Genomic DNA, 26,449 nt, shown 5'->3' with positions numbered 1-26,449 from the left:
TAACCAAAAGGTAAGTATCGCAGTAAATAGTGGGTACTTCCCGAACTCTAGGCCACGACCCAGCATGGAGGCGACAACCACGTTCCACCGAAAGAGGAGCCTCATGCCCGACCGCACTCCCGTCACGCTCATCGGTCTCGGCCCGATGGGACAGGCGATGGTCCGTACGCTGCTCGCGGCCGGACGCCCGGTGACCGTCTGGAACCGGACCCCCGCCCGCGCCGCCGGCGTCGTGGCCGACGGCGCCGTCCTGGCCGCGACCCCGGCCGAAGCCGTCGAGGCGAGCGAGCTGGTGATCCTGAGCCTCACCGACTACCAGGCCATGTACGACGTACTCGAGCCGGCGACCGCTTCGCTCGCCGGCCGTACCGTCGTCAACCTCAGCTCCGACACCCCGGAACGCACCCAGAAGGCGGCCGACTGGGCCGCCGGGCACGGCGCGACCTTCCTGACCGGCGGGGTGATGAACCCGGCGCCGATGGTCGGTACGGCGGAGGCGTACGTCTACTACAGCGGCCCCACCGAGGTCTTCGAGCAGCACCGGACCGCGCTGACCGTGATCGGCGCTCCGCGATTCCTGGGCGAGGACCCGCAGCTGGCGCAGCTGATGTACCAGGCTCAGCTCGACGTCTTCCTGACCACGCTGTCGTCGCTGATGCACGCGACCGCACTGCTCGGTACGGCGGGCCTGTCCGCGGCCGAGGTGCTGCCGGAGCTGCTCGAGACCGTCCGCGGGACGCCGGCGATCATGGAAGTCGGCAGCGAGACCCCCGGGACGGACATCGACGCGGGCAAGCACCCCGGCGACCTGAGCACGATCACGATGATGGGCGCGACCGCCGACCACATCGTCGGCGCGAGCGAGGCGGCCGGCATCGACCTGGTGCTCCCGCGGGCGGTCCAGGCCCACTACCGCCGCGCGATCGAGGACGGCCACGGCAGCGACAACTGGACCCGGATCATCGACGGCATCCGGAACCCCCGCTGATCCTCACCCACCGCCCACCCATCTGGTGACGGGTGGGCTCCGAACATTCCTTCATGTACGCACCGGCGCCGCTTCGTCGGCAGTTGAACCGATCGGGTCTGTTGCTGCTCGGTCCTGCGTTCGTGGCGGCCGTCGCGTACGTGGACCCGGGGAATTTCGCGACGAACATCGCCGCGGGAGCGACGTACGGGTACCTGCTGTGCTGGGTGGTCGTCGGGGCGAACCTGATGGCCGTGCTGGTGCAGTACCTCGCGGCGAAGGCGAGCATCGCGACCGGGAAGACGTTGCCGCAGCTGTGCCGGGAGCATTTCCGGCCCGCCACGTCACGCGGGTTGTGGGCCCAGGCCGAGCTGGTGGCCGTGGCGACCGACCTGGCCGAGGTGGTCGGTGGGGCGATCGCGCTGAACCTGCTGTTCGGCGTACCGCTGCTGCTGGGTGGCGTGATCACCGGCGCGGTCTCGTTCGCGTTGCTGATCTATCAGTCGAAGCGGGGGCAGCGGCGCTTCGAGGCAGTGATCATCGGGCTGCTGGCGGTAGTGCTGATCGGCTTCATCGTGTCCACCATCCGGGCTGAGCCGTCAGGGTCCGGTGTGGTGAACGGTCTGATTCCCCGGCTGGACGGGACGCAGTCGCTGGTCCTTGCGGCGGGGATGCTCGGGGCAACGGTCATGCCGCATGCGATCTGGTTGCACGGGGCACTGGTCACCGATCGCCACTGGAAGTCGATCCGCTCGGCTTCGGGGAAGAACCGCGTACTGCGGGCCACCCGCGTCGACGTGGCGGTCGCGATGGCGCTGGCCGGCGCGGTGAACCTGGCGATGGTCGTCGTGGCAGCGGCTGCGTTGGGCGGTGCGGGGGCCGAAACCCTCGACGCCGCGCACGCCGCGCTCGGGGACCGGCTCGGACAGTTGCCGGCGTTGCTGTTCGCGCTCGCGCTGCTGGCCAGCGGGTTCGCGTCGTCCTCGGTCGGGACCTACGCCGGATCGGTCATCCTGGAAGGGTTCTGGCAAAAGCACGTCCCGCTCGCCGTACGGCGGCTGATCACGCTGCTGCCCGCCCTGATCGTTCTCGCGATCGGGATCGATCCGAGCCGCGCGCTGGTCGTTTCGCAGGTCGTGCTGAGCTTCGGGATCCCGTGCGCGCTGTGGCCGCTGGTGAAGCTCACCGCGTCGCGGAAGCTGATGGGTGAACTCGTCAACAAGCTCGGGACCACCGTGCTGGCGGTGCTGGTCGCGAGCGCGATCACCGTGCTGAACGTCGTACTGATCGTGCTGACGCTACGGGGCTGACGAGAAAGTCCCGGTCCTGACCCATCCGCGACGGGCTGTCGTTCGAAGCACTGGCGTCGGTCCGGTTCCGGGCCGGCGCCGAGCTGATGCCGCCGCGGTACTGACGATCCCCGTGGAGGGCATCAGCCGGGCCGGGGAAGCGACGTCTCCCGCGGTGACGCCGCCCTGGTCCGGCCGGCAGGAGGTGCCCTCTGCGCGGAGGGCACCTTCTGCCGGAAATCTGTCACTCCGGGGCAACTGGCTCGTTGGTCTTGACGGATCGTCAATCCACTGCCCGGCGGTTTGGCCGGGCGCACCGGAACATCGGAGAGTCTCCGCGTATGTTCGACAAGCTTTTCATTCGTAACGCCATCGACCGCAGTGCCGAGAACGGCGTCGACCGCCGCAAGTTCCTGCGGGCCGCGGGCGTCACCACCGTCGGCGCCGGCCTGGCCGGCGGCGGGCTGCTGGCCAGCGGCGTTCTCAACCCGGCTGCTGCCGACTCGGGACCGCTCGGTCTCGACCTGGGCCTCGGCGACAAGCACCACCCGAGCGGTCAGCCGAGCGACGGGGCGGTGCTCAACTTCGCGCTGAACCTGGAGTACCTGGAGGCCGAGTTCTACCTGCGCGCCGTGCGCGGGTACGGCCTGGCGGCCACCGAGGTGCTCGGCAAGGGCAAGCCGGGCGCCGTCCGCGGCGGCCGGAAGGTCTCGTTCAAGACCAAGGCGGTCAAGGCGTACGCCGAGGAGATCGCGGCCGACGAGCTCGCTCACGTCCGCTTCCTGCGCAAGGCACTCGGTGCGGCGGCCGTCGCGCGGCCGGCGATCGACATCGACGCGGCCTTCACCGCCGCGGCGACCGCGGCCGGCCTGATCAAGCCCGGTCAGAAGTTCGACGCCTACGCCAACGAGAACAACTTCCTGCTCGCGGCGTACGTCTTCGAGGACGTCGGCGTCACGGCGTACAAGGGCGCCGCACCGCTGATCACCAACAAGACCTACCTCGAGGCCGCCGCGGGGATCCTCGCGGTCGAGGCGTACCACGCGGCCAACATCCGCACGAGCCTCGTTGCCGCGGGCCTCGAAGTTCCGTCGGTCGCGATCTCCGCGGCCCGGGACAGCCTCGATGGCAAGTCCGACCTGGACCAGGGCGTGAACTACAAGGGCAAGACGAACATCGTCCCGACCGACGCGAACGGCATCGCGTTCAGCCGGGGCGCCGACCAGGTCCTGAACGTCGTGTACCTGACCCCGAAGAAGGCCACCAAGGGTGGCTTCTTCCCGGCCGGGGTCAACGGCGAGATCAACACCAGCCGCGCCAACGGCTGAGCATCGCTGATCCGGCAGCCTGCCGGTAGTCGCGGGACGGCGGTGACGTCACTGAGGACGTCACCGCCGGACGGCACAGCACGGAACGGGTAAGGTCGTGGACAGGACCAGTTGCTGCCCCAGCCCCCGGCGGCGCTGCACGGAGTGCTGCGCAAGAGGGGTTGACGTCATGTCCGGAACACTCATCTCACGCCGTCGATCAGCCAGGCGCGCGACGGCCGTCAAGGACCCTGAGCTGCTCGGCGCACTGTGCGATCGCCACGGAGCCGCGCTCTTCACCGTCGCCCTCGCGATGACGGACGATCCGGTCCGCGCGGAGGAGGCGGTGGTCAGGGTCCTCGTCGAGGCAGGCGAGCTGCGCGGAGCGCACAGGTCAAGGCGCGAACTCGCACGCTCGGTGTACCTGTACTCCCAGCGCCCGCCACAAGGCTCCTCGACCGTCTCGCCGCCCGAGGCCGATCGTCAGCAACGGGCAGCGGTCTGCCTGGCGCACCACGGCGACCACTCACTCGGTGATCTCGCGGAGCTGCTCGGGGTGTCGCAGCAGGCAGCGGCGGCTCTGCTGCGTGCCGGCCTGCGAAACCTCGCCTGAACGCGACCCGACGCTACTCTGGAGCCGGTGGCGCTCCAGCGGAGCGTGCCGGTCGGAGAGGGTGGAGACGATGTCCGAACTGCTCGGCCTGATGAGATCGGGTGTGAGGCAGTGGGGTCGCTCCGCGTGCGGCAGATCTTGACGGACGTGCTCGCCTTCGACCATCCGGACCCTCTCGAGCCGGGCTGGACGGTGTGGGACAGGTTGTGTGCGTCCGCAACCGCGGCGGTGCCGGTCACCGGTGCCGGAGTCGCCCTGATGACCGTGAAGGGTCATGGCGGGACGCTCGCGGTCACCGACGGGCCCGCGGCGGTCATGGAGGACCTGCAGCAGACGACGGGCGAAGGTCCTTGCCTGAACGCGTTCGACGACCGGCGTCCGGTGCTGCAGCCCGATCTTGCTCAGGCGATGGCGAGATGGCCAGGTTTCACCTCCGCCGCCACAGCCGCCGGGATCGCGGCGATCTTCGCCTTTCCGCTGCAGGTCGGCGCGATCCGCCTCGGAGTCCTCGACCTGTACCGCGACACACCCGGCGCGCTGGACACGCTTCAGCTCGCCGAGGCGCTCGACCACGCGAGCGCTGCCACGACCATCCTGCTCGACCTTCAGTACTCGGCGGCGCCCGGTGAGTTGCATCAGGAGCTCGCCGACGCTGCTGACGGCCGCAGGGAGATCCACCAGGCCACCGGAATCATCAGTGTCCAGGCCTCGGCCGGTCTCAACGACGCGCTGCTGCTGCTGCGCGCCCGCGCTTACGCCGAGCAGCGACAACTGCTCGAACTCGCACAGGACGTGGTCGCTCGGCGGGTGACCTTCTACCCCGAGGACGGTCACCATGAATGAATCCACCTCTTCCGCAGGGCGTCGTCAGGTCCGGAAAGGCAGCACGGTATGAGCAGAGAACAGCGTCTCGCCGAGGTGTTCGTGGAGCTCGCGGACACGCTCGTCGACGACTTCGACGTCCTCGACCTTCTCCACACGTTGTGCGAGCGCAGCGTCGAGCTGCTGCAGGCCGACGCCGCGGGCCTCATCCTGGCCGACCAGCGCAGCGCGTTGCAGGTGATGGCCTCCACCACCGAAGAAGCCCGGGTGCTGGAACTGTTCGGCCTGCAGAACGACGAGGGCCCTTGTCTGGACTGCTTCTCCACCGGGCAGCAGATGGTGAACATCGACCTCGACGAGGCGCAGGAGCGCTGGCCCAGGTTCCACGCGGCGACTGTCGCACTGGGCTACCGCTCCACCCACGCCTTGCCGATGCGGCTGCGCGGGGAGGTCATCGGCGTACTGAACCTGTTCTGCGTCGAGCGCGCCGTGCTCAGCAGCCGTGACGTCGCCGTTGGCCAGGCGCTGTGCGACGTCGCCACAGTGGGACTGCTCCAGGAACGCGCCGTCCGCCACGGCGAGGTGCTGGCCGAGCAGCTGCAAGGCGCTCTCAACAGCCGAATCCTGCTGGAGCAGGCCAAAGGCGTCCTGTCCGAGCGGGCCGGCGTCGGCGTCGACGAGGCGTTCGGCTCGATGCGCGCCTACGCCCGCCGTACCCGGCAACCGCTCGGCGGCGTCGCCGAAGCCGTGATCGCGGGAACGATCGACGCCGCCGAACTGCGAACCACCAGTCACTAGCCCCCGGCGGCGGCTCAGCCGAAGCTGAAGGTGAAGGCGGAGACGCCCGGGCCGTAGGTCAGGGTCATGGTCTTGCGCTCGGCGGCCGGCTGGTCGACGAGTTGGTAGGCGTTCGGCGTACCGCTGACCTTGATCGTCGTGTCCGGCTCGCCCGGAATCGAGACCGTCACCGTGCCGTTGCCGGACAGGACGTGGTAGACCTTCGCGGCCTGGAAGTTCAAGCGGGCCTGGGATCCCTTGGCGGACGTGACGTTCTGGGAACCGACCAGCCAGTTGCCGCCGAGGCTGTAGGTGTCGTCGGGCTGCGTCGCGTTGAGGCCGAACGCGGTCGGCGTCTTGCGGGGGACGAGCTTGCCGGTGCCCTGGAAGTTGGTCGAGCGGGAGTAGGCGAGGTACGTCTCAGGCGTCGTACCGTCGCCGCCGGGCGTGTCGGCCTTCACTGTGCCATCGACCGGCGCAGGGAGCTTCACCTCGGGGTTGGCCGCGGTGAGCAGTTCGCGGATCTGGTTCTCGGTCTGGTCGTACGATCCCTCGCCGAACTTGATCGACCGAACGGTGCCTTCGGCATCGATCAGGTACTTGGCCGGCCAGTACTGGTTCCGGTAGGCCGTCCACGTGGCCAGGTTGTTGTCCTGGACGACGGGGTAGCTGATCTTCTCCTTGCGGATCGCGGCCTGCACGTTCCCGGCCGACTTCTCGAACGCGAACTCCGGCGAGTGCACGCCGACGATCTCGAGCCCGAGCGACTTGTAGGCGTTGTTCCAGGCCAGCAGGTGCGGCGTCGCGCGCTGGCAGTTGATGCAGGAGTAGGCCCAGAAGTCGACCAGTACGACCTTGCCCTTCAGGCCCGACAGCGTGACGGGCGGGCTGTTGAACCACTGCTGCGTACCGGTGAAGGCGGGCGCCGTACCGCAGGAAGCGAGCTCGGCCGCCCCAGGCGTGCATTTGGCCAGCTCCTCACCACCCGCACCGAGAGCCGGCGCGAGCGCTCCTTGCACGGTCTTGTTCTCGGCGACCTTCTTCTCCAGGCCGCTGGTGTAGCTGGGCAGCGACCGCTGGATCACGTCGGTGATGTTGAAGGCGAGCGCCACGGCCAGCGCGATCATCACGGCACCGCCGGCGATCCGGAAGCCGCGGGCGTGGTCGCGGTAGGCCTTCACCCGCTGGGAGATCCGCGATCCGGCCGAGGCGAAGATCAGCAGCGGCAGCGCCGCACCGATGGCGAACGTCACGGTCAGTACGACGGTCCGCCAGCCGACGTTGCCGGTGGCACCGGCCACGGTGATCGCGGCCAGGACCGGACCCGCGCAGGGGACGTACAGTGTGCCCAGACCAAGCCCGAGCACGAACGGCCCGCTGTTGTTCTTGTTGATCTTGGGCAGCCGGTAGAACGGCTTCTCGATCCAGTGGCCGAGCGCGGGGAAGATCAGCCCGAGGCCGACCAGGGTGAGGATGGTGAGGCCGCCCCAGCGCAGGAAGTCGTCGGGCAGTCCGAGCGCGGACAGGATGACGGAGCCGGCCAGCGTGAAGAGACTGAAGCTGACGACGATCCCGGCGATGATCTTGAGCGGCCGGTAGTCCCGCGGCGGTTTCCCGACCTCGACCTCCTCGACCAGAACATCCCCGTCGTCGGCGGTCTTGCGTGCGGGAGCGGTGGCGGGCTTGGTGTTCGTTCCCGCGAAGAAGATGATCGGGAGCATCGGCAGGACGCACGGAGAGACTCCGGTGATCAGCCCACCCAGCAGCCCGATCAAGGCAAGCGTCAACATAGGGGTTTCTCCAACTCCAAGGGGTTCGGCAGGGTCACCTCCTGTTCGATCCACGGGCCGTGCCCGGATGGGCGACCACCGGAGTCGGCGGCTTACGGCGCTCTTACCGCGGTGGGGAAGAAAAGTTTCCCGCCGTACCCATCCGGCCTGCCGCGGGCGCCGAAGTACCGATGTCTGCTGCAGGTCGCAGAAGGCGGCTCTGGCTTCCCTTTCAGTGAAAGAGAGTTCCACCATGTCGAACACCCTGAAGCGCGTCACCATCTCGGCCGCCGCCGTTTCGTTGCTCTTCGCAACGGCTGCCTGTGGCGGTGGCGACGACAACGCCGACAGCGGTAGCGGTAGCACGCCGTCGGCCTCCACCTCCACCTCCACCTCGACCGAGCCGAGCATGTCGCCGTCGGCTGACAACATGTCCGGTCTGGTCGGCCCGGGCTGCGCCGATTACGCGAAGGCCAACGCCACCGGCGCTGGTTCGATCGACGGTATGGCTGCCGCGCCGGTCGCTTCGGCTGCTGCGGGTAACCCGCTGCTGAAGACGCTGGTCGCTTCGGTGTCGGGTCAGCTGAACCCGAAGGTCAACCTGGTCTCGACGCTGAACAGCGACGAGTTCACCGTGTTCGCGCCGGTCGACTCCGCGTTCGCGAAGATCCCGGCCGCGACGATCAACACGCTGAAGACCGACAGCGCGCTGCTGACCAAGATCCTGACCTACCACGTGGTCCCGGGCCAGCTCGACGCGACCGCGGTCGTCGGCAAGCACGCGACCGCCGAGAAGCAGGAGCTGACCGTGACCGGCTCGGGTCAGAACCTGAAGGTCAACAACGCCAACGTGATCTGCGGCGGTGTGAAGACGGCCAACGCGACCGTCTACCTGATCGACACCGTCCTGATGCCCCCGGCGGCCTGACCAACCAGCTTCATCGGTGGCGTCTCCCTGCCGCGGGGAGGCGCCACCGCTCCAACTCCGGACGTCCTCACCATCGGTCGCACGATCCAGTTTCCGACCGCTACGGCGCCAAGGAAGCGACAGCCATGACCACTCCAGACATCCACGATCTGACCGGGCCCTACGTCCTGGACGCGGCGACCGACGACGAACGCATCGCCTTCGAGCGGCACCTCGCCCGTTGTGCCGCCTGCAGCATCGAGCTGATGGACCTTCGCGAAGCCGTGACACGGCTCAGCAGGAGCGTCGCCCTGGCGCCACCGTCAGAGCTGAAGCCGAGGGTGCTGACGATGGCGAACCAGACCCGGCAGCTCTTTCCGGTACCGCGGGTGGAGGCGCCCGTCGCCCGTCGGCCGCTGCGGCGGGCACTGACCCTGGCCGCCGCGCTCGTGGCCGTCGCGGCGAGCGGTGGCGTGGCGATCGACCAGTACCGTTCGAACGCGGAGACCACCGCGGTGAGTGCGCAGGCGGCCTCCATCCTCGCGGAGCCCGATACCCGGACCGTTCGCGGTGCCGTGACCGGCGGAGGTCAGGCCACGCTGATGGTGTCCAGCAGCCGCGACGCGGCCGTCGTACTGCTCCGTGATCTGCCGCCTCTGGACCACGGCCGGACCTATCAGTTGTGGCTCGTCGACGACGCGAACACCGCGCGCTCCATCGGCCTCACCAGCGGCGGGTCCACCCGGCCCACGATCGTCACCGGGGGAGTGTCCGGTCAGACCGACTTCGCGGTCACGGTCGAACCGCGCGGCGGGTCGGACCACCCGACGTTGCCGCCGGCGGGCGGCCTCGAACCCGCCGTCCACCTGGACCTTCCCTGACCCAGCTTCGGACGGGCGCGGCGCACCGGCGGACGAGGTGCGTGATACAACTCGGACACCGCACATCGTGCCGAGTAGAGGACTGACTGTGACCGAGCCCGTGGCATCGCCCTGGCGCGAGGACGCGACCTCTCCGGTGACGGTCGAGCCTGAGCGTGACCTGATGGAGCGGGTCGCGCGCGGCGACACCGCGGCGTACTCGGAACTGTTCGACCGGGTCAGCCCGCGGGTCTTCGGGATGGTACGCCGGGTGCTCCGCGACCCGATGCAGTCCGAGGAGGTCACCCAGGAGGTGATGATCGAGGTCTGGCGCCTCGCCTCCCGCTACGACAGCACTCGCGGCTCGGCGATCTCGTGGATCATGACGATGGCGCACCGGCGAGCGATCGACCGGGTTCGCGCCGAACAAGCTTCCGTGAACCGCGATCTCGTGGTCGGTACCCAGGCGATCGACGTCGACTTCGACCAGGTCACCGACAGCGTCATCGGTCAGCTCGAGGCCGAGCGGGTACGCCGTTGCCTCGGTTCGCTGACCGAGCTGCAGCGGGAGTCGATCACGCTGGCCTACTACGGCGGGCACACTTACTCCGAGGTGGCGGTCCTGCTGGAGGCCAAGCTGCCGACCGTCAAGGCGAGAATGCGCGACGGACTGGTCCGGCTGCGGGACTGTCTCGGCACCGCAGGCGAGTGAGGAAGCCAATGACCGAAGCTGAGCTCCACACCCTGACGGGGCCGTACGTCCTCGACTCCCTGTCCGCGGAGGAGCGCGCCGCCTTCGAGCAGCATCTCGCCGGCTGTGCCGAGTGCACCACGGAGGTCGACGGGTTCCGCGAGGCCGTCGGCAAACTGTCGGTCGAGGTCGCCGCGGCGCCGCCGGCGCGGCTCAAGGCCGATGTGATGACGGCGATCGGCCAGGTGCCGCAGGAGTCCACGGTAGTTGCCCCCAGCCCTCATCGACGTTTCAGTCCTCATCGGCGCTTCAGCCGGCGGTCCGCGCTCGCGCTGGCCGCGGCCGCTCTGGCGGTGGCTGCCAGTGGTGGGATCGCCATCGACCAGTACCGCGACAACACGGCGGTGCGTGAAGCAGGAGACCAGCTCGCAGCGCTGCTGGCCGAACCCGACGCCCGTACGGTGCGCGGTGCGGTCTCTGGCGGCGGGCGGGCGACCGTTGTCGCGTCGGCTCGCAGGGACGCTGCGGCCGTCGTACTGGATGGTTTGCCTGATCTGCCGTCGCGGCAGACCTATCAGCTCTGGCTCATCGACAGCTCGAGCACGGCCCACTCCATCGGTCTGGCGGCTGGAGACGATGCCCGTCCGCAGACGAAGCTCGTCGCGGGTGGGGTCGCGGGCAAGGCCGCGTTCGGGCTGACCGTCGAGCCTGAGGGCGGGTCGGCCAAGCCGACGATGCCCGCTGCCGTGATCATCCCGATGGCCTGAGGTTCTGGTGCCCCGCGCCGCTATCGCTGACGCAACTTCCGACGCGGGGCATTAGCGCGGTTCGGCGAGGAGCCGTTTGCGTTCCTCGGTGTAGTGCCACCACGGCTGGGCGGGGGCGCCGTTGGCCTGGTCGACGGCCGACATGAGCGTGTCGAGCAGGCACGGGTCCTCGGCGCGGCCTTCGGTCGCGCACATCTGCTCGAAGAGCTCGAACGGGTCGCGTCCGGCGAGCTGACCGACCTGGGTGAGTCCGAGCCGTTCGAAGCGGCGCCGGACAGCCGGCCCGACGTTCGCCAGGGTCTGGAGGTCGCGGGCCTCGGGGTGCGATGTGTCCATGTCCGCCATCTCAGCGCGGGTCGGCGACCGGGGTCTACCAAGTTTCGGACATCTTGTCGCTCAGCGATGGAATATCGTGTCGCTGAGGACACGTTATGGTGTCCGTACGGACAGTATTTCCGAGCTGTGGAGAGTGACATGAGGACCTGGTTCATCACCGGTGGAACTCCGGGTGGTTTCGGGCTGGTGTTCGCGGAGGCGGTGCTGGCGCGGGGCGACCGGGTGGCGATCACCTCGCGGCGACCTGCGGAGTTGTCGGACTGGGCCGCCGGGTACGGCGACAACGTGCTGGTTGTGGCGCTCGACGTCACGGATGCGGACGGCGTCCTGGCCGCGGTCGCGGCGGCCGAGGAGCGGTTCGGCGGGATCGACGTCCTGGTCAACAACGCCGGCCGGGGCTGGTACGGATCGGTCGAGGGGATGCCGCTGGACGACGTACGGCGGGTGCTGGAGCTGAACTTCTTCGCCGTCCTCGCGGTGACCCGTGCGGTCCTGCCGGGGATGCGTGCCCGCGGCAACGGCTGGGTCGTCAACATGTCGTCGGTGGCCGGCCTGCGGGGTACCGGCGGCTTCGGGTTCTACTCGGCGGCGAAGTTCGCGCTCGAAGGCCTGACCGAGGTGCTGCGCGAAGAGGTCGCCGAGTTCGGCGTCAAGGTGCTCGCCGTCGAACCGGGCGCCTTCCGCACCCACGCGTACGCGGGCTTCGCGGACGAACCGGTGCAGGAGACCGTCGACGCCTACCTGCCGCAGCTCGAGGCGGTCCGGAAGACGATGATCGACCAGGACGGCAACCAGCCGGGCGACCCGGCCAAGGGTGTCCAGGCCGTCCTGCGAGCGATGGAGCAGGACCCGCCACCGCACCGATTGGTCCTCGGCGGCGGCGGTTTCGACGCGGTCGTCGACACGCTGCAGGCAACCCTCGAAGACATCCGCGCCAACGAATCCCTGTCCCGCAGCGCCGACTTCGCCGTACCGAGCACGCAGTGACTAGTCCGTACGGCGTCTGAGGCCCTCGCGACGCATGTCGCCGGCGGCGCTGATCGCGTCGGCGACGAAGCGTTTCGTGAGGTCGGTGTACCGGGCGATGTCCCGCGCCGTCCAGCCGCTCAGCACCTGCGCGATCATGTCGTCGCCGAGCTCGTAGATGTGCCGCGCGGCGGCAACTCCTTCGTCGGTCAACGTGATCACCGTGGACCGGGTGTCGCCCGGATCGGTGTCCCGAACGACGAGGTTCTCGGCCTCCAGCCGCTTGAGGATCTTGCTGATGTTGGACGCGCCGGTGCCCATCACCTCGGCAAGGTCACTCGGCCGCATCGGCTGCCCCGCGGCCAGGTGCCGCAACGCCGAGTGCGCGGGCTGATCGATCGGCTCCCCGCTCGAAGTCAGGATCTCACTCTGCAACCCCGGCGACTCCCACAGCAGAATCAGCGCGCTGAGACTGGCCAGCAACTCGGACCGATAGGGAAAGTCCCGAGCCTCCCGCACCCTGCGCTCGGCAGGCTCCACAGATCCGACCATGCCCGCAGCCTAGCGAAGTCCCTCCGGCCGCCCGAGTGCACGCTTGCTGTCCCTCCAGACACCAAACGAGCACTCGGGTGCGCCCACTCCTCAGGTCAGTTCTTCAGGCCGTAGGCGCGGATGGTGCTGAGCTCGGCCGTGCTCTGGTCCGCCGCTGTCGCCTTGACCTTCAAGGAGACGGAGGTCGCGCCGGGCGGTGTGCGGAAGACGGCCACGAACGATCGGCCGGACCTGACCACCTTGGCGGGCTGCCAGGACCTGCCGTCGTCGCCGGACACCTGGAGCTCGACCTTCTTGGGGTCGACCGGCCCTTGGGAGGTCACGAACTCCAAGGGCAGCTTGCTGACCGGCGTACGGCGTACCTGGTTGGTGGCGTCGACCGCGGGGCGGTAGCGCACGGTCGGCAACGGCAGTTGGACGGTCTGGTCGCCGGTGTCCTGGGACCGGAAGGTCCAGCGTGCGTCGAACTCCGGGGTGAGATCTCCGGTCGACGGCGGTCTGGTGCCCTTCGACCTCAGCTCGAACCAGGCAGGCTGCGACGGTGCCGTGGCGGCGACCGCGAGCACGTCGTCGGACCGGCTGATCAGCTCACCGTCGCGGTAGAGCTCGGTCTGCGCGGTGTCGGTCATCGAGTCGATGCCGTGGCCGTCCTGGTCCGCGAAGGCGAACCCGAAGATCTCCAGCCGGTTCCCGGTCCGCGTCGCCGGTGAGGCCCGGGTGAACAACGGCCCGAAAGCGGCCGCGTTCCACCGTTCCCGGTAGGTCTTGCCGCTGCGGTAGGTGATCTGGTCGTCGCCGTACCATCTGCTCACGACGGACGGCCACGGGGCTTCCGGGTCCGGGTCCGGCACCACCTGCTCGACGATGACCGGCCATCGGGCCTCCGCCTCGACGTACGCCGTGCTCGTGCTCGGAAGGTCGAACGGCGCTTCGGCGCCGACTCCACTGCTCATCCCCGGCAGCAGCCCGAACATCATCCGGAACACCTGCTGACCGGCCCGGCCGTTCTGCTGGGTGATGACCTTCGCCAGCTCGCTGTCCTTGACCGTCCGCTGGTACCCGTCCCAGAAGCTGCCCGTCCGTCGCTGCACCAGACCGTAGAAGACAGGGGAGTTGTTGAAGCTGCCGTCGGTGCCAGGTACCGCCCACTGCGAGGACACGGTCGCCGAGAACAGGGGGTCCTCCTCGGCGTCACCCAGGCGGCCGACGTGGATCCCGTCGAACCCGTCCGTGGCCTCGAAGTTCGCGACGCCTCCGCTGAAGCCGCCGCCCTCCGCGAAGGCGTACACCCAGCCGACGTGCGCCGAGATCGGTGCGACCTCTGCCCTCGGCAGCTTCGTACCGACCGGCTTGGCCTGCCGCGCGTCGACGACCACCGTGGTGTCGCGGTCGAGGACGAAACTCGGGTCGACCAGCTCGTACCGGTCGTAGGACAGGCCCGTGCGGTGGATCGAGATGAGGCCGTCGAGAACGTACTCACCCTCCGCCAGTCGCACGCTGGTCTCGGAACCGCGGATCCAGGTGTGATCCATGCCGGTCGGCCCGTGGACGCCCGTCTGCCCGGCGATCGGCGCCCCGTCCGGACCGAGGTGCTTCACGGTCAGCACATGCATCCTTCCGGTCTTCGTCATCGCGATCGGCGTGATCACCCTGGTCGTCCCCGAGGTCGCCGTGACGCGCCCGGTGTAGTGGCCGGCCGGGCCGTCGAAGTCGGTGTCGACGATCACCTCGACCGTCGCCGAACCACCCGCGGGAACGGTGACCCGCGGGGAGCCGAACCGTACGGCTCGTGGCGCGCCGCCGTCCGGGCCCGCGAGGGATCCCGTCAGGTCGAGGGTGATCGCGGTACTGCCCGGATTCCGGTAGGTGAGCTCGCGGACCAGCGGCTCGGCGGCCGGTGGTGGCGGCGTCGCACCGAAGGACAGGGAGGTGGGGACGGAGCTGAGATCGCTCGTGATCGCCCGGGCGACGTCCACCCGGCCCGACCCCTGCTCGAAGACGCTGCCGCTCGGCTCGGCGGACGCGGTCAGGGCCCCTTTGAGCTCGGCGGCGCGCCACGCGGTGTGCTGCTCGGCCAGCAAGGCGGCAGCTCCTGCCACGTGGGGTGCTGCCATCGACGTACCGGACAGCTGGAGGTAGCGGTCGCCGACCGGCGTACCGATGATCGCCTTGGCGGCTCGCGCCGCGACGATGCCGACCCCCGGAGCGCTGAGGTCGGGCTTGATCCCGCCGTCGCCGACCCGCGGGCCGCGGCTGGAGAAGATCGCGGTCCGGTCGGAGCGATCCGTCGCGCCGACGGTCAGCGCCGCGTCCGCGCTCCCGGGTGAGTCAACGGTCCGGGCCTCCGGTCCAGCGTTGCCTGCGGCAACGACAAACAGTGCACCGGTCTCGGCGGTGAGCGTGCCGACGGTGGCTTCGACCGGATCGATCCCCGGGTCGTCGGGGCCGCCGAGGCTGACGTTGATCACCTGGGCCCGCTGTTCCCTGGCGGCCCACTCCATCCCGGCGATGATCGCCGACTCGCTGCAGAACTCCACTCCGCAGACCTTGGCGTCGAGGACCTTCGCGTCCGGCGCGACGCCGCGGTACCCGGCGCCCGTCCCGGCGATGGTGGAGGCGACGTGCGTGCCGTGACCGACGAGGTCGTCGGCCGCCTCCGAGGTGAAGTTCCGGGCTGCTGCCACCTGGCCGGCCAGGTCAGGATGCGTCGCGTCGACCCCGGTGTCCAGGACGGCCACCCGGACGTTCTTCCCCGTGTAGCCGGCCTGCCAGGCCGCGGGAGCACCGATCTGCGCGACGCTGCGGTCGAGCGAGATCTTGCGCCGGCCGTCCAGCCAGATCTTGGCGACCCCGCGGTTGCGTTGAGCGGTGAAGGCCGCGGCCTTCGACTTCGCCACCCGTACGGCGGAACCGTTGATCACGGGAAGCTCCCGGACCACCTTCGCACCTGCGAGCGCGGCACGGGGAGCGCTGGCCTGGTACGTGACCAGCAACGGGATCTCGTCGCTCGTCACGTCGTCCAGCCCGCCGGCGGCCAGCGTGGTGACGCTGAACAACCTCGGATCGAGCAGCCCACTGCCGAGTGCCTGCTCCTGGTCGGCCGGCACCACGCTGAGCCCTTCGTCGGACCTGGCGGTCCGAAATTTCACCTGCCGCCGACCCGGCCCCGGCTCGACGGACACCAGCTCCTCGTCACCCCCGCGTACGGTGACCCGATCTCCGGTGATCAGGGTCACGGAAACGGCCCTGCCCTTGTCGCGCCCCGCTTCTTCCTGAGCGGCAGCAGCCCCAGGACCGACGACACCCAGCCCCAGGACCAGCACCCCGGCCATACCCCACCGGAGTCCAGTCAACGATCTCAACCTCACAATGCCTCCTCTGGAGAAGCTCCGCCACCGGAGCCTCCGAGGGATGACTGCACCAACCCCGTGATCTGTTGTGCTGGGCCGGGCGCCGCACAACAGATCGGGGGTTCGTGCCGTCTCTAGGAAGACAGGCCGCGTTCCGCCGGCCTCGGACCAGGGAGTGCTCCTTTGACCTTCGACGAATGGACCCAGCGGGGTCTGCCGGCGTTGTTACGGTTCGCGACGGTGCTGTGCGGCAGCGCGTACCTCGCGGAGGACGTCGTGCAGGACGCGCTCCTGAAGGCCCATCGGAAGTGGGAGCGGGTCGGCCAGGCGGACAGCATCGACGCGTACGTCCGGCGGATGGTGGTGAACGAGTTCTTGTCCTGGCGGCGGAAGTGGTCGCGGTTCGTTCCGTCGCCGGAGGTCCGGCCGGACGAGACGGCGCCGGACCACGCGCACCAGCACGCCGACCGTGACGAGCTGATCGCGCAACTGGCCAAGCTGCCTCCTCGGCAGCGGGCGGTGCTGGTCCTGCGGTACTACGGCGGTCAGTCCGACCAGGAGATCGCCGAGACGCTCGGTTGCTCCGCGGGCACCGTGCGTGGCTACGCGTCACGGGCCCTGGCCACCTTGCGCGTCGAACTCACTCCCACTCTCACCGGAGCCCACCATGCCTACTGAAAACGACCTGCGCGATGCCTTCGACCAGCTCGCGAGTTCCGCGCCGCAGCCCGACGACGTACTGGCGAACCTGCCGACCTCCAGCCGCCCGGTACGACGCGGCCGAACGCCGATGGTCGCCGGGGTCGTCCTGGCCACCGCCGCGGCCGCGGTCGCCATCCCCTTGGTAGGACAAGCCCGGCAGTCCACGCCGCCGGTGGCAGCGGCACCGCCGCCGGCGGCGAGCTCCTGGTACACCGGCATCACGGTCGACCTGCCGCCGGGGATGCGGTACAGCTCGCAAGGCATCACCCGCGACGGGGACCACACCGTCCTGATCGACACCGGCCGGGCGGAACCGCGCTGCGTCGTGAGGCGGTACCGCCCCGGCGGCTTCGACGTACAGCAGATCCCGAAGGGAGCCACGTCGGTCACCGTCGGGACGAGCCGCGGCTTCCAGTACGGATCGACCAGGAACCCCGACGGCACCGAACGGCAGGGCGCGGTCGTCTGGCCGTACGCCGAGAACGCCTGGGCCAGCAGCGGGTGTACCAAGCCCACCTTCGAGTACGACGCCGGCCAGTCGCTCGAGATCGCGCGGCGCTCCACGCTCGGCCGGTCCGAACTGCCTTCCCCGGTGCGGGTCAAGTACCTCCCGGCCGGGTTCCGCCCGACCGGCGTCTCGACGATCCGGCAGCAGCCGCGCCTGGACGTCGTACCGCAGAGGTTCGGTGTGTACGCGTCGAAGGGCGCGCCGGTCCAGGGAGTCGTCACCGCGGCCAAGGACCCGGGCATCCGGATCGAGTACAGCGTGACCTCGCTCGCCTCGGCGTCGAGCACGACGTACGAGGTGACCGACGGCCGGCCCCAGCTGGTTGTCCTGGGCAAGGGATTCAAGCTCGTCATCAGCGTCCCGGCCACGCTGGCCAACGGCCGCGCCGAGCTGGACAAGATCGCCGCGAACCTCGACCGCGCACCCGTGCCGAGCGATCCCGGCACCTGGTTCGACGCGGGAACCGCCATCCCGTAAGGCTTTGGCAGGGGCGTCCGGACTGCCGGGCGCCCTGTGGTGTGCAGGTTTCGGGCTACGTCACAGCGCTGCGAACGCCGAGGGCGATGAGGACCGCTGAGGTGACTCTGGCGGAGATTTGTTTGAAGCGGGGTGTGCGTAAGGTACGCGAGGCGCGCCGGATGAGGACGGTCCAGACGGCGAGCCAGGCTGCGATCAGCAGCGCGTGGGCCGTGGCCAGGGTGAGGATCTGGCCGCCGAAGGACTGACGGGGTGCGATGAACTGGGGGACCAGGGTCAGGTAGATCGCCGCCGCCTTCGGGTTGAGGACGTTGGCGAGCAACGCTTGGACGTAGACGGAGTTGGCGCGCCTCAGCGATGGGCGATGACTGGGTGCCGCCTTCGGTGCGGCGGAACGCCAGGTCCAGATGCCCAGGCCGATCAGGTAGGCGGCACCGACGAGCTTGACTGCAGTGAAGGCCTGACTGGAGTGCATGACCAGTGCTGACAGGCCGGCTACGGCGAGACCGGCGTGGACGTACAGACCGGTGACTGTGCCGAGAACGACGGGAAGGGCTTGGCGGCGGCCGCCTTCGGTGACGTGCTGGATCAGCAGCGTCAGACTGGCTCCAGGGGTGGCGATCAAGGGAAGGACAGCCACCAGGAACCCTGCGACGGCGTACGGATGGACCACGATGCCTCAGAGCACGACGCGGTAGTGGGTGGTCAGGCGCCGGTCGTCGTCGAGAACGTGGAACGCGAGGCCGGGCGGCTGGTCCCGGTCCACGACCTGATCGCTCTCCCAGGGCAGGCGCAGGGTCCAGGTGATCGCCGGTCCGACGATCAGCGGACGCGCGGCGAAGGTCGAGGAGGCCGCGAGGTGGGCGTGGCCGGTGAGGACGGCGGCGACCTGCGGGTGCGCGTCGAGCAGGTCGGCCAGCTGTCCGGGCGCTTCGAGCTTCATGGAGTCGGGCAGCGGGTGATGGATGTCGACCGGCGGTTGGTGGAAGGCGAGCAGTGCCGGGGTGTCCCGCGGCAAGGCAGTGAGGGTGGCGTCCATCCAGGCAAGGGTTTCGGCGTCGAGGCGTCCCTCGTCGCGGCCCGGGATGGTGGAGTCGCACATCAGGACGGCGGTGCCGGCGACCTGGTGGACCTGGTTGACGGGGCCGTCGCCGGGCGCCTCTCCGAGCAGCGCCTTGCGGTACGCCGGTCGCACGTCATGGTTCCCGGGGCAGGTGAGCACCGGGAAGGCAGCGGTCAGGATCCGGGCCGCTTCCTCGTACTCGGACTCCTCGCCGTGATCGGCGATGTCCCCGGTGACCAGGAGCGCATCCACCGGCTGGGGCAGGGCTCGCAGGTAATCCATGACCCGGGTGGCGCGCCGGGTCGCCCGCTCGGTGCCGTCCAGGTGCAGGTCGCTGATGTGCGCAAGCAGCGTCATTCCGCTCCAGTCTCTAATGGAAGTTTTCTGTTTTCCGTTAGAGACCCTAGAGTGGGCGCAGCGATGCGATCAAGCGATTAACGAGAGGGCAGGAGACGACCCGTGGAGCGATGGCTGGCGCTGGAACTGGCGAGCACGATCCGCCACGACGGGGACGGCGGGGTCGCCGACGACCTGACCACGGTCCAGGAGACAACGCGCTGGATTCAGGAGCACAGGGATCTGCTGGCGGGCCACGTTCCGGCGGGAGGGCTCACAGCGGACGAACCCCTCAGGCTCGAAATCATCGAGCTACGGCAGGCGGTCCGTGCCCTGTTCGCCCGGGCAGTCAGTCCCGCTCCTCCCAGCCCCGCGGACGCCCATCGCCTGATGAACGCCGACCAGGCAACGGCCCGTCTCAACGTGGCCGCCGCGCGGGAACCGGTCACCCCGCAGCTGGACTGGCCCGCCGAAGGAGCCCCCACCACCCAGCTGCTGTCAGCGGAGAACGACCCGTCCGTCCGCCTCGTCGCGACCCTGGCCCGCGCCGCCATCGACTTCCTCACCGGCCCACAGCGCCTCGACCTGCGCTCCTGCACCGCACCCCGCTGCGTGCGCTACTTCGTCAAGAGCCACGGCCGCCAGGAATGGTGCAAACCGTCCTGCGGAAACCGCGCCCGAGCAGCCCGCCACTACAGCCGTCACCGCACGGCAGCTGACGGTTCTGCCCTGTCCTGACGGCAGGCCAGTCATCGCTGTCGCCGATGCTGGCTCGAGCGGACCGGAGGCGTGATCGCGGCCGCGTCTTTCACGGCGCCGTACGCGAACTGCGTCCGGATGGAGGAGGCGATGTTGTCGAGGCTCCGGAGATCCTCGACGACGAACCGCTCGAAATCGGCCAGGTCCCGGGCCGGACCCGGGGTGCTCTCACCTACCCGACGTACAGCACGATCACCGGTCGCCCTGGCGTTCACCTCGAGGGCCTGTTCATCGCGGAGACCCACCGCGGGCGAGGGTGGGGCGAGCAGGTACTCAAAGAGCTGGCGGACCAGGCTCGTCGTGACGGCGGCCGGCTCGAACGGTGGGTGCTCAGGACGAACGAAGCAGCCCATCGCTTCTACCGCAGGCCCGGCGCACGCGAGGTCGCCGAGATCGGGGTCTGGCGTCTCGAACCGGCCGGCGAACCAACCCTCTGACAGGCACGGCAGGAAGCCCTCGGCAACGTTCTCACTCCCTGAGCGCACAGAGAAGCCGAGCGGCGCCGGAGTCGCGGTACGTTCGGAACATGGCCAAGACGGGGAAGTTTCTGGGCGTTCCGTACGACTGGCGGCGGCCCACGTGGGAACGCGCCAAGGCAAGAATGTGGAACCCTGACGAGCCGCGGATCTTCACGCCCAGGTCCTACGGCTGGGGGTGGGACCTGAACTTCGCCCGGCTGTTCGGTAGGGGCGGTAAAGATGGGCCTCCGGGCGGTCACGGGAAGTGAAGACGTCGCTTCGACGCGGGCAGTTCGTGCCGGACGCCGTTCCTCGGCAAGCCCACTTGGACACGCCGTACGCCGATCTGCCCGAGGCGATTCCTTCCCTGGGCAGATCGGCGGCGGTCAGGTGGTGGAGCTCGTGGGGCTGTCCGCAGGTATTCGTTCAGCGTGTTGTCAGCGGGGGTTGGTGGTGGGGGAGCAGGGCGCCGAACAGGGCGAGGGCCAGGCCGAGGGTGGCTGCGATGGTGAAGACGAGGGCGTAGCCGGTGGTGGTTGATGCTTGGGTGCTGGCGGCTGTCGTGAGGGCTGCGACGCCCAGTGAGCCGCCTACCTGGCCGGCTGTGTTGGCGATGCCGCCGACGACTCCGGCGTCGTCTGGTGGGGCGTCCGCGGTGACGGTGGCCATCAGGGTGGGGAAGGTCAGGCCGATGCCGATCGCGATCAGCAGGGTAGGCCCGAGCACGCTGGTGAAGTAGCCGCTGGCGGCGTCGGCCTGGGCGAGCCAGGCGAAGCCGGCGACGAAGCATGTGCTGCCGGTGAGGAGTAGTCGTCGTACGCCGGTGGGCCGGAGAAGGGCTGCGGCGAGTCGTGCGGTGACCACGAAGGTTACTGCTGCGGGTGTTTGGCCGAGCCCGGTTCGCAGTGCGCTGTAGCCGAGCACGTTCTGCAGGAACAGCGAGGTGAAGTACCACATGGCGATCCCGATCGCGCCGAAGAGCAGCAGCATGATGTTGCCTACAGCAACTTTTCGGAGCCTGAACAGGCGGAGCGGAAGCATCGGGTGGCCGGCGGAACGGGCTTCGATCGCGGTGAAGGTGACGAGCAGGAGAAGGCCCGCTCCGACCGGTCCGATGGTCGGTGCGGATGTCCATCCGTGGTCGGCGCTCTGCATGACGCCGTAGATGAGCGCGGCGAGTCCCGCCGTACCGGTGACCGCGCCCAGGAGGTCCGGGGACTCCTGCCGGCGGACGCGGGCGGAGGTCAGCGACAGCATGGCCAGGACGATCACGGCTGCGCCGATCGGGACGTTGATCAGGAGGACCCAGCGCCAGGACAGTCCGGTGGTGAGGGCGCCGCCCGCGATCGCGCCGGCCATCCCGCCGATGCCGCCGGAGGCGGACCAGGCGCCGACTGCTTTGGCGCGTGCGGTCTCGTCGATGAAGTTCGTGTTGATGACGGCCAGCGTCGCTGGAGCCAGCAGGGCGGCGCCGATGCCCTGGACGGCGCGGGCCGTCACCAAGATCTCTGGGCCGGTGGCGAGGCCGCCGATGAGGCTGGCGGCGGAGAACAGGAACAGCCCGGCGACGAGCATCCGGCGATGGCCGAACAGGTCGGCGGCGCGGCCGCCCAGCAGCATGAATCCGGCGAAGGTCAGCAGGTAGCCGTTCGCGACCCAGGCGAGACCGGTGGAGGTGAAGCCGAGGTCCTGTTCGATCGACGGCAGGGCGACGTTCACGATGGACGCGTCCAGGATCACCATGAACTGGCTGATGCAGGCCAGGACCAGGATCCTCCGGGTGGGTCTCATGCGAGTGTGGGGTAGTCGGTGTAGCCGCGCTCGTCTCCGCCGAAGAACGTGTGGCGGTCCGGCGTGTTGTACGGCCCGCCCGCGGCGAGGCGCACGGGCAGGTCGGGGTTCGCCAGGAACAGCGTGGCGAAGGCGATCAGGTCGGCCGTTCCGTCCTCGATCAGTCGCAGCGCCTCCGGGCCGGTGGGGCCGGAGGGGGTGCGTGGATTGAGGATGAACGTGCCGGGCCACTCTTTGCGCAGCCGATGGGTGAGCTCGCGGTCGGGTCCTTCGACGAGGTGGAGGTAGCTCAGTCCCAGTGGCGCCAGCCGCGCGATCAGAGCGCCGTACGTCTCCTGTACGTCGTCCTCGGTGATGTCGTTGTACGGGTTGCCCGGCGAGATGCGGAGCCCGACGTTGCCGGCGCCGATGGCGTCGGCCACCGCCGTCGTCACCGCGACGGCGAAGCGAGTCCGGCCCTCGACCGAGCCGCCCCAGTCATCAGTACGGCGGTTCGTGCCGGCGGCGAGGAACTGGTGGATCAGATAGCCGTTGGCGCCGTGCAGCTCCACGCCGTCGAATCCGGCCGCCACCGCGTTGCGAGCCGCGGCGACGAAGTCGTCGATGGTCCGGGTGATCTCGGGCTCGGTCAGTTCCTTCGGCGTGACGAAGGCCTTGGGGCCTTCGTGGGTGAAGACCTGGCCGTCGGCGGCCACGGCGGAGGGGGCGACCGGGTGGAGTCTGTCGGGCAGGAGGGCGGGGTGGCCGATTCGGCCGGTGTGCAGCAGTTGCGCGTAGATCACGCCGCCGGCCTGATGGACGGCGTCGGTCACGACCCGCCAGGCGGCGACCTGTTGAGCGGAGTGCAGTCCGGGGGTGTCGGGGTAGCCCTGGCCGACCGGCGAAGGCTGGGTGCCCTCGGTGATGATCAGGCCCGCGCCGGCGCGCTGGGTGTAGTACTGCGCGGTGAGCGCGGTCGGGGTCGCCCCGGGCCCGTACGCGCGGCTGCGGGTCATCGGGGCCATCACCACGCGGTTGGCCAGGCGCTTCCCGCCCAGCTGGAAGGAGTCGAACGCTGTGTGCATCGTCGGGTCCTGTTCTCGTGAGTGCATTACCTGTTCGAACAGGTAATGCACTCACGAGATTCCGCCGATAGGTGTGACTCAGGTCACCGATAGCCAGGTGTTCAACGGATCTGTTGCCAGTGGCCGCGAGATACAGTGGAAACTGTTCGAACAGTCAACTGGAACGTTGAGGCCATGACTCCCGCATCGAAATCTCACTCCATGCCGGACCAGCCGCTGACGAACGCGCTGGTCCGGGTCGCGCGCCTGCAGCGGGCGATCACCGGGCATCTCCTGCGGCCTCTGGGTCTGCGCCTGGGGCAGGAGCTCGTGATGATGCAACTGTGGGAGCGTGGCCCGCAAAGCCAGACGGAGCTGGTCCGGGCGCTGGACTCCGACTCCGCCACGATGACCCGCACCGTACGGCGACTCGAGCACGCCGGGTTCGTTCGTGTCACCGCCAGTCCGACGGACAAGCGGGCCACCATCGTCGAAGCCACTCCCGCCAGCCAGTCCGTGCGCCGCGAGGTCGAACGCATCTGGGCCCACCTCGAAGAGAGCGCCGCCGGCGACCTGACCTCCACCGAGCTGGCCGGCGCCCTCTCCGTCCTTCGGCACGTGGAAACGAACCTCGCCCGCGCCGCCACGAAGTAGCGAGCGGCGCGATGGGTTCGCCGTGGTGTCCGGCGGTGGCGAGCCGGGCGCCGCGGCGCCAGAGCGCGCGGGTGTTGAGGGTGTCGGAGATGGTGGAAGGGCAAATAGTTGAGATGTGACACACAGTGATGGCCGCAGGGGAGGTCAGGCAGAGGGCCGAAGTGAGAGGAGGTGGCCGGAACCAATCGACAGCAGTGAGCTGGATCGGTCTCGTGAATGCCACGGCGTAAAAGCGTGCGTGAGAACGCACAAAGGCCCAGGATCAGATGCGATGTCTGCCTGGGCCTCGATGCTGGTGCGCCGCCAGGGACTCGAACCCCGAACCCGCTGATTAAGAGTCAGCTGCTCTGCCAATTGAGCTAGCGGCGCGTGTTGTTTCCTTCGAACGAAGAGAACACTAGCAGGGGATCGGGGGAGAAGAAAAATCGGTTCTGGGGTGGCTGGGTCAGGGGTGCAGGGAGAGGATCGCCTGGGCTGCGTTGTGGCCTCCGATGCCGCTGACGGCGCCGCCTCGGCGGGCTCCGGAGCCGCAGATGAGGAGGTTGGCGACGTCGGTTTCGACGCCCCAGCGGCCGGCCTCCGCGGTGTCGTCGGACCAGGGCCACTGGAGGTCGCCGTGGAAGATGTGGCCGCCGGGCATGCCGACCGAGGACTCGATGTCGACGGGGGTCTTGGCTTCGATGCAGGGGTTGCCGTCGGCGTCGAGTGCGATGCAGGAGTCGAGGGGTTCGGCGAGGTAGTTGTCGAGGCCGGCCAGGACGCGGCGGACCGACTCGGCGCGCGCGGCTTCGTTGTCCTGGGCAAACAAGCGGGTGGGGAAGTGGACGCCGAAGACGGTGAGCGTGTGGTGGCCGGAGGCCACGAGTGAGGGGCTCAGGATCGACGGGTCGGTGAGGGAGTGGCAGTACACCTCCGACGGCGGTACGACGGGCAGCTCGCCACCCGCGGCCTCGGCGTACGCGGTCTCGAGCTGGCTGTAGTCCTCGTCGATGTGGAAGGTCCCGGCGAACGCCCGGCGCGGGTCGTCGCCGGACTTCAGCTGGGGGAGCCGGGACAGCAGGAGATTGATCTTGAGTTGGGAACCCTCCGGAGACGAAGAAGCAGCCCGGCCACGCAACCGATCCAGTACGACGGGCGCCACGTTCGCGAGCACGTACGAGCAGTCCACGGTTCGCTCGCCGTCACCCCCGAGCCAGGTCACCGCGGCGCGGGTGCCGTCGGCCTCGATCGCGGAGACGGCTCCGTCCGTCACCACCGTCGCACCCGCACGCCGGGCGGCCTCCAGCAGCGCGTCGGTCACCGCGCCCATGCCGCCGACGGGGACCCGCCACTCGCCCGTGCCGTTGCCGATCAGGTGGTACAGGAAGCACCGGTTCTGCAGCAGCGACTCGTCGCGCAGCCGGGCGAACGTCCCGATCACGCCGTCGGTCGCGACCACGCCGCGGACGGTGTCGTCGACGAACCGCCGCTCGATCGTCTCCCCGAGCGGCCGCTCGACGAGCTCGTCCCACAGCGCGGGATCGACCCGCTGCCGCAGGGACGCGGCCGACTGCAGCGGCTCCAGCAAGGTCGGCGCGAGCACGGCAGCCAGCTCCGAGACCGACCCGTAGAACTGCTGCCACGCGTCGTACTCGGCATCGCTGCCGGTCAACACGCCAAAGGATTCGCGCGTCGCCGAGCCCTCGGGCCGGTCGACCATCAGGCCGAGGTCACGGCCGCCCCGGCGTACCGGCGTGTACGACGCGACGGAGCGCGACCGCAGCTGCAGGGACAGCCCCAGGTCGGCGACGATCTTGTCGGGCAGCAGGCTGACCAGGTACGAGTAGCGCGACAGCCGCGCGTCCACACCGGGGAACACCTGCTCGCTGACCGCGGCGCCGCCGGTGTGTGACTGCTGCTCCACGACGAGCGTGCTCAAGCCGGCGCCGGCCAGGTACCCGGCGGCGACCAGGCCGTTGTGCCCGCCGCCGACGATCACGACGTCGTAGAAGTCTCTCATCGGACCGGCCACTCCAGTTCGTGGTACGCGGCGTCCCAGAACATCCACTCGTACCGGGTCGTGGTGGAAAAGTGCCGATGGCAACGATCCCGCTCGGCCGCGCCGACCTCGGCGCCGAGTGCGTCCGTCACCGCCAGCACCGACTCTACGACCGCGTCGAACTCGGGGGAACCGTACGACGCGATCCACTCCGCGTAGACCGGGTCCGGCGACGACTGCTTCAGCAGCTCGCGGCCGACGTCGCGGTAGATCCAGTAGCACGGCAGTACGGCGGCCACGGCCTCCGCGTACGTGCCGGTCGCGCAGACCGCAGTGAGGTAGGACATGTACGCCGTGGTCGTCGGCCCGGACCCGGTCGCGTCGACGTCGGCCGAGGTCAGCCCCAGCGACCCGAGCAGGGAGGAGTGCAGTTCGCGCTCGACGTCGATCGCCTCGGCCGCGTGCCGCGCGAACATGTTGACGGCGTCCTCGTCGGTCGCCCGGGCGGCGGTCAGCGCGAGCGCGCGCGAGTAGGCACGCAGGTAGTGGCTGTCCTGGACGATGAAGTAGCGGAACTTCTCGTGCGGCAGCGTCCCGTCGGTCAGCCCGGTGATGAACGGGTGCCGGAGAATCTCGGCGTACACCTTGGTGGCTCCGGCGTCCCACAGCTCGGTGGAAAACGTCATCCTCGACTCCTCGCGCTCGAC

Annotated in this window: 27 protein-coding genes and 1 tRNA gene; 17 read left to right on the top strand and 11 right to left on the bottom strand. The window is 69.3% G+C overall.

Going from position 1 to position 26,449, the window contains the following annotated elements; translation table 11 throughout:
* Positions 1-103: 103 nt before the first annotated feature.
* The 6 genes from ACLQ2O_RS36675 (at position 104) to ACLQ2O_RS36650 (ending at position 5,796) form a co-directional block, all read left to right on the top strand.
* Positions 104-988 (top strand): NAD(P)-dependent oxidoreductase, encoded by an 885-nt coding sequence (locus tag ACLQ2O_RS36675; RefSeq protein ID WP_425841540.1) that lies wholly within the window; start codon positions 104-106, stop codon positions 986-988.
* 53 nt (positions 989-1,041) lie between these two features.
* Positions 1,042-2,277 carry an Nramp family divalent metal transporter gene (locus tag ACLQ2O_RS36670; RefSeq protein ID WP_425841538.1) on the top strand — a complete coding sequence of 412 codons (1,236 nt, stop codon included), beginning with the start codon at positions 1,042-1,044 and terminating at the stop codon, positions 2,275-2,277.
* A gap of 320 nt (positions 2,278-2,597) precedes the next feature.
* Positions 2,598-3,584: a ferritin-like domain-containing protein gene (locus ACLQ2O_RS36665; protein ID WP_425841535.1), complete on the top strand. Its 987-nt coding sequence runs from the start codon at positions 2,598-2,600 to the stop codon at positions 3,582-3,584.
* Positions 3,585-3,753: 169 nt separating this feature from the next.
* Positions 3,754-4,176, top strand: coding sequence for a hypothetical protein (locus tag ACLQ2O_RS36660; RefSeq protein WP_425841532.1), 423 nt, complete (start codon positions 3,754-3,756; stop codon positions 4,174-4,176).
* Positions 4,177-4,302: 126 nt separating this feature from the next.
* Positions 4,303-5,019 (top strand): ANTAR domain-containing protein, encoded by a 717-nt coding sequence (locus ACLQ2O_RS36655; protein ID WP_425841529.1) that lies wholly within the window; start codon positions 4,303-4,305, stop codon positions 5,017-5,019.
* A 48-nt stretch (positions 5,020-5,067) separates the two neighbouring features.
* Complete coding sequence (locus ACLQ2O_RS36650) at positions 5,068-5,796, top strand: GAF and ANTAR domain-containing protein (protein WP_425841526.1); 729 nt, start codon at positions 5,068-5,070, stop codon at positions 5,794-5,796.
* Between the two features lie 14 nt (positions 5,797-5,810).
* Here the strand turns inward: ACLQ2O_RS36650 and ACLQ2O_RS36645 are convergent, their stop codons facing one another.
* Entirely contained in the window at positions 5,811-7,565 is a 1,755-nt protein-coding gene (locus ACLQ2O_RS36645; RefSeq protein ID WP_425841523.1) for a cytochrome c biogenesis protein CcdA, read from the bottom strand.
* Positions 7,566-7,797: 232 nt separating this feature from the next.
* Between ACLQ2O_RS36645 and ACLQ2O_RS36640 the strand changes: the two genes are divergently transcribed.
* The 4 genes from ACLQ2O_RS36640 (at position 7,798) to ACLQ2O_RS36625 (ending at position 10,769) form a co-directional block, all read left to right on the top strand.
* Positions 7,798-8,472: a fasciclin domain-containing protein gene (locus ACLQ2O_RS36640; protein WP_425841520.1), complete on the top strand. Its 675-nt coding sequence runs from the start codon at positions 7,798-7,800 to the stop codon at positions 8,470-8,472.
* Between the two features lie 125 nt (positions 8,473-8,597).
* Entirely contained in the window at positions 8,598-9,332 is a 735-nt protein-coding gene (locus tag ACLQ2O_RS36635; protein ID WP_425841517.1) for an anti-sigma factor, read from the top strand.
* An 88-nt stretch (positions 9,333-9,420) separates the two neighbouring features.
* Complete coding sequence (gene sigK / locus ACLQ2O_RS36630) at positions 9,421-10,023, top strand: ECF RNA polymerase sigma factor SigK (protein ID WP_425841515.1); 603 nt, start codon at positions 9,421-9,423, stop codon at positions 10,021-10,023.
* Between the two features lie 8 nt (positions 10,024-10,031).
* Positions 10,032-10,769, top strand: a complete 738-nt coding sequence (locus tag ACLQ2O_RS36625) for an anti-sigma factor (RefSeq protein WP_425841513.1) — start codon at positions 10,032-10,034, stop codon at positions 10,767-10,769.
* A gap of 51 nt (positions 10,770-10,820) precedes the next feature.
* Here ACLQ2O_RS36625 and ACLQ2O_RS36620 read toward each other — a convergent pair whose 3' ends face one another.
* Positions 10,821-11,105, bottom strand: coding sequence for a helix-hairpin-helix domain-containing protein (locus tag ACLQ2O_RS36620; protein ID WP_425841510.1), 285 nt, complete (start codon positions 11,103-11,105; stop codon positions 10,821-10,823).
* Positions 11,106-11,243: 138 nt separating this feature from the next.
* Here ACLQ2O_RS36620 and ACLQ2O_RS36615 point away from each other — a divergent pair, with 138 nt between their 5' ends.
* Entirely contained in the window at positions 11,244-12,092 is an 849-nt protein-coding gene (locus ACLQ2O_RS36615) for an SDR family NAD(P)-dependent oxidoreductase (protein ID WP_425841507.1), read from the top strand.
* On the opposite strand, the gene ACLQ2O_RS36610 is transcribed toward ACLQ2O_RS36615, so the two are convergent.
* Together ACLQ2O_RS36610 and ACLQ2O_RS36605 are read right to left on the bottom strand one after the other, a co-directional pair.
* Positions 12,093-12,623 carry a MarR family winged helix-turn-helix transcriptional regulator gene (locus ACLQ2O_RS36610; RefSeq protein WP_425841504.1) on the bottom strand — a complete coding sequence of 177 codons (531 nt, stop codon included), beginning with the start codon at positions 12,621-12,623 and terminating at the stop codon, positions 12,093-12,095.
* 95 nt (positions 12,624-12,718) lie between these two features.
* Positions 12,719-15,976: a S8 family serine peptidase gene (locus ACLQ2O_RS36605; protein WP_425841501.1), complete on the bottom strand. Its 3,258-nt coding sequence runs from the start codon at positions 15,974-15,976 to the stop codon at positions 12,719-12,721.
* 180 nt (positions 15,977-16,156) lie between these two features.
* On the opposite strand from ACLQ2O_RS36605, the gene ACLQ2O_RS36600 reads away from it, so the two are divergent.
* Both ACLQ2O_RS36600 and ACLQ2O_RS36595 read left to right on the top strand, forming a co-directional pair.
* A complete protein-coding gene (locus ACLQ2O_RS36600) occupies positions 16,157-16,651 on the top strand; it encodes a SigE family RNA polymerase sigma factor (RefSeq protein WP_425841499.1) in 495 nt (164 codons plus the stop codon).
* On the top strand, positions 16,641-17,660 hold the full coding sequence (locus tag ACLQ2O_RS36595) for a hypothetical protein (RefSeq protein WP_425841496.1): 1,020 nt from the start codon (positions 16,641-16,643) through the stop codon (positions 17,658-17,660). The genes ACLQ2O_RS36600 and ACLQ2O_RS36595 overlap by 11 nt, the downstream gene beginning before the upstream one ends.
* Positions 17,661-17,715: 55 nt before the next feature.
* Here the strand turns inward: ACLQ2O_RS36595 and ACLQ2O_RS36590 are convergent, their stop codons facing one another.
* Together ACLQ2O_RS36590 and ACLQ2O_RS36585 are read right to left on the bottom strand one after the other, a co-directional pair.
* Positions 17,716-18,300: a LysE family translocator gene (locus ACLQ2O_RS36590; RefSeq protein ID WP_425841494.1), complete on the bottom strand. Its 585-nt coding sequence runs from the start codon at positions 18,298-18,300 to the stop codon at positions 17,716-17,718.
* Between the two features lie 39 nt (positions 18,301-18,339).
* Complete coding sequence (locus ACLQ2O_RS36585) at positions 18,340-19,080, bottom strand: metallophosphoesterase (RefSeq protein WP_425841492.1); 741 nt, start codon at positions 19,078-19,080, stop codon at positions 18,340-18,342.
* Between the two features lie 102 nt (positions 19,081-19,182).
* Between ACLQ2O_RS36585 and ACLQ2O_RS36580 the strand changes: the two genes are divergently transcribed.
* The 3 genes from ACLQ2O_RS36580 to ACLQ2O_RS36570 all read left to right on the top strand — a co-directional run bounded on the left by ACLQ2O_RS36580 (position 19,183) and on the right by ACLQ2O_RS36570 (position 20,545).
* On the top strand, positions 19,183-19,797 hold the full coding sequence (locus ACLQ2O_RS36580) for a CGNR zinc finger domain-containing protein (RefSeq protein WP_425841489.1): 615 nt from the start codon (positions 19,183-19,185) through the stop codon (positions 19,795-19,797).
* A gap of 26 nt (positions 19,798-19,823) precedes the next feature.
* Positions 19,824-20,255, top strand: coding sequence for a GNAT family N-acetyltransferase (locus tag ACLQ2O_RS36575; RefSeq protein WP_425841486.1), 432 nt, complete (start codon positions 19,824-19,826; stop codon positions 20,253-20,255).
* Between the two features lie 89 nt (positions 20,256-20,344).
* On the top strand, positions 20,345-20,545 hold the full coding sequence (locus ACLQ2O_RS36570; RefSeq protein WP_425841483.1) for a DUF5808 domain-containing protein: 201 nt from the start codon (positions 20,345-20,347) through the stop codon (positions 20,543-20,545).
* Between the two features lie 157 nt (positions 20,546-20,702).
* Here the strand turns inward: ACLQ2O_RS36570 and ACLQ2O_RS36565 are convergent, their stop codons facing one another.
* Positions 20,703-22,067, bottom strand: coding sequence for an MFS transporter (locus ACLQ2O_RS36565; protein ID WP_425841481.1), 1,365 nt, complete (start codon positions 22,065-22,067; stop codon positions 20,703-20,705).
* A complete protein-coding gene (locus tag ACLQ2O_RS36560; protein WP_425841478.1) occupies positions 22,064-23,131 on the bottom strand; it encodes an alkene reductase in 1,068 nt (355 codons plus the stop codon). The genes ACLQ2O_RS36565 and ACLQ2O_RS36560 overlap by 4 nt, the downstream gene beginning before the upstream one ends.
* A gap of 201 nt (positions 23,132-23,332) precedes the next feature.
* On the opposite strand from ACLQ2O_RS36560, the gene ACLQ2O_RS36555 reads away from it, so the two are divergent.
* Complete coding sequence (locus ACLQ2O_RS36555; protein ID WP_425841476.1) at positions 23,333-23,764, top strand: MarR family winged helix-turn-helix transcriptional regulator; 432 nt, start codon at positions 23,333-23,335, stop codon at positions 23,762-23,764.
* 293 nt (positions 23,765-24,057) lie between these two features.
* On the opposite strand, the gene ACLQ2O_RS36550 is transcribed toward ACLQ2O_RS36555, so the two are convergent.
* The 3 genes from ACLQ2O_RS36550 to tenA all read right to left on the bottom strand — a co-directional run bounded on the left by ACLQ2O_RS36550 (position 24,058) and on the right by tenA (position 26,428).
* Positions 24,058-24,133: transfer RNA gene (locus tag ACLQ2O_RS36550), tRNA-Lys, on the bottom strand.
* Between the two features lie 76 nt (positions 24,134-24,209).
* Positions 24,210-25,763 carry a phytoene desaturase family protein gene (locus ACLQ2O_RS36545; protein ID WP_425841474.1) on the bottom strand — a complete coding sequence of 518 codons (1,554 nt, stop codon included), beginning with the start codon at positions 25,761-25,763 and terminating at the stop codon, positions 24,210-24,212.
* Positions 25,760-26,428, bottom strand: coding sequence for a thiaminase II (tenA, locus tag ACLQ2O_RS36540; RefSeq protein WP_425841471.1), 669 nt, complete (start codon positions 26,426-26,428; stop codon positions 25,760-25,762). Before tenA ends, ACLQ2O_RS36545 begins: the two co-directional genes overlap by 4 nt.
* Positions 26,429-26,449: the final 21 nt, after the last annotated feature.

The organism is Kribbella sp. DT2 (assembly GCF_049844575.1).
Taxonomy (GTDB): domain Bacteria; phylum Actinomycetota; class Actinomycetes; order Propionibacteriales; family Kribbellaceae; genus Kribbella.
This window is presented reverse-complemented; position numbering and strand designations above follow the sequence as displayed.

Coding starts and splice junctions, on each gene's coding strand:
- ACLQ2O_RS36635 (WP_425841517.1), top strand. CDS start 8,598: ATGACCACTCCAGACATCCACGATCTGACCGGGCCCTACGTCCTGGAC.
- ACLQ2O_RS36560 (WP_425841478.1), bottom strand. CDS start 23,131: ATGCACACAGCGTTCGACTCCTTCCAGCTGGGCGGGAAGCGCCTGGCC.
- ACLQ2O_RS36575 (WP_425841486.1), top strand. CDS start 19,824: ATGCTGGCTCGAGCGGACCGGAGGCGTGATCGCGGCCGCGTCTTTCAC.
- ACLQ2O_RS36665 (WP_425841535.1), top strand. CDS start 2,598: ATGTTCGACAAGCTTTTCATTCGTAACGCCATCGACCGCAGTGCCGAG.
- ACLQ2O_RS36675 (WP_425841540.1), top strand. CDS start 104: ATGCCCGACCGCACTCCCGTCACGCTCATCGGTCTCGGCCCGATGGGA.
- ACLQ2O_RS36640 (WP_425841520.1), top strand. CDS start 7,798: ATGTCGAACACCCTGAAGCGCGTCACCATCTCGGCCGCCGCCGTTTCG.
- ACLQ2O_RS36610 (WP_425841504.1), bottom strand. CDS start 12,623: ATGGTCGGATCTGTGGAGCCTGCCGAGCGCAGGGTGCGGGAGGCTCGG.
- ACLQ2O_RS36555 (WP_425841476.1), top strand. CDS start 23,333: ATGCCGGACCAGCCGCTGACGAACGCGCTGGTCCGGGTCGCGCGCCTG.
- ACLQ2O_RS36620 (WP_425841510.1), bottom strand. CDS start 11,105: ATGGACACATCGCACCCCGAGGCCCGCGACCTCCAGACCCTGGCGAAC.
- ACLQ2O_RS36570 (WP_425841483.1), top strand. CDS start 20,345: ATGGCCAAGACGGGGAAGTTTCTGGGCGTTCCGTACGACTGGCGGCGG.
- ACLQ2O_RS36595 (WP_425841496.1), top strand. CDS start 16,641: ATGCCTACTGAAAACGACCTGCGCGATGCCTTCGACCAGCTCGCGAGT.
- ACLQ2O_RS36545 (WP_425841474.1), bottom strand. CDS start 25,763: ATGAGAGACTTCTACGACGTCGTGATCGTCGGCGGCGGGCACAACGGC.
- ACLQ2O_RS36660 (WP_425841532.1), top strand. CDS start 3,754: ATGTCCGGAACACTCATCTCACGCCGTCGATCAGCCAGGCGCGCGACG.
- ACLQ2O_RS36670 (WP_425841538.1), top strand. CDS start 1,042: ATGTACGCACCGGCGCCGCTTCGTCGGCAGTTGAACCGATCGGGTCTG.
- tenA (WP_425841471.1), bottom strand. CDS start 26,428: ATGACGTTTTCCACCGAGCTGTGGGACGCCGGAGCCACCAAGGTGTAC.
- ACLQ2O_RS36615 (WP_425841507.1), top strand. CDS start 11,244: ATGAGGACCTGGTTCATCACCGGTGGAACTCCGGGTGGTTTCGGGCTG.
- ACLQ2O_RS36585 (WP_425841492.1), bottom strand. CDS start 19,080: ATGACGCTGCTTGCGCACATCAGCGACCTGCACCTGGACGGCACCGAG.
- ACLQ2O_RS36645 (WP_425841523.1), bottom strand. CDS start 7,565: ATGTTGACGCTTGCCTTGATCGGGCTGCTGGGTGGGCTGATCACCGGA.
- ACLQ2O_RS36650 (WP_425841526.1), top strand. CDS start 5,068: ATGAGCAGAGAACAGCGTCTCGCCGAGGTGTTCGTGGAGCTCGCGGAC.
- ACLQ2O_RS36625 (WP_425841513.1), top strand. CDS start 10,032: ATGACCGAAGCTGAGCTCCACACCCTGACGGGGCCGTACGTCCTCGAC.
- ACLQ2O_RS36565 (WP_425841481.1), bottom strand. CDS start 22,067: ATGAGACCCACCCGGAGGATCCTGGTCCTGGCCTGCATCAGCCAGTTC.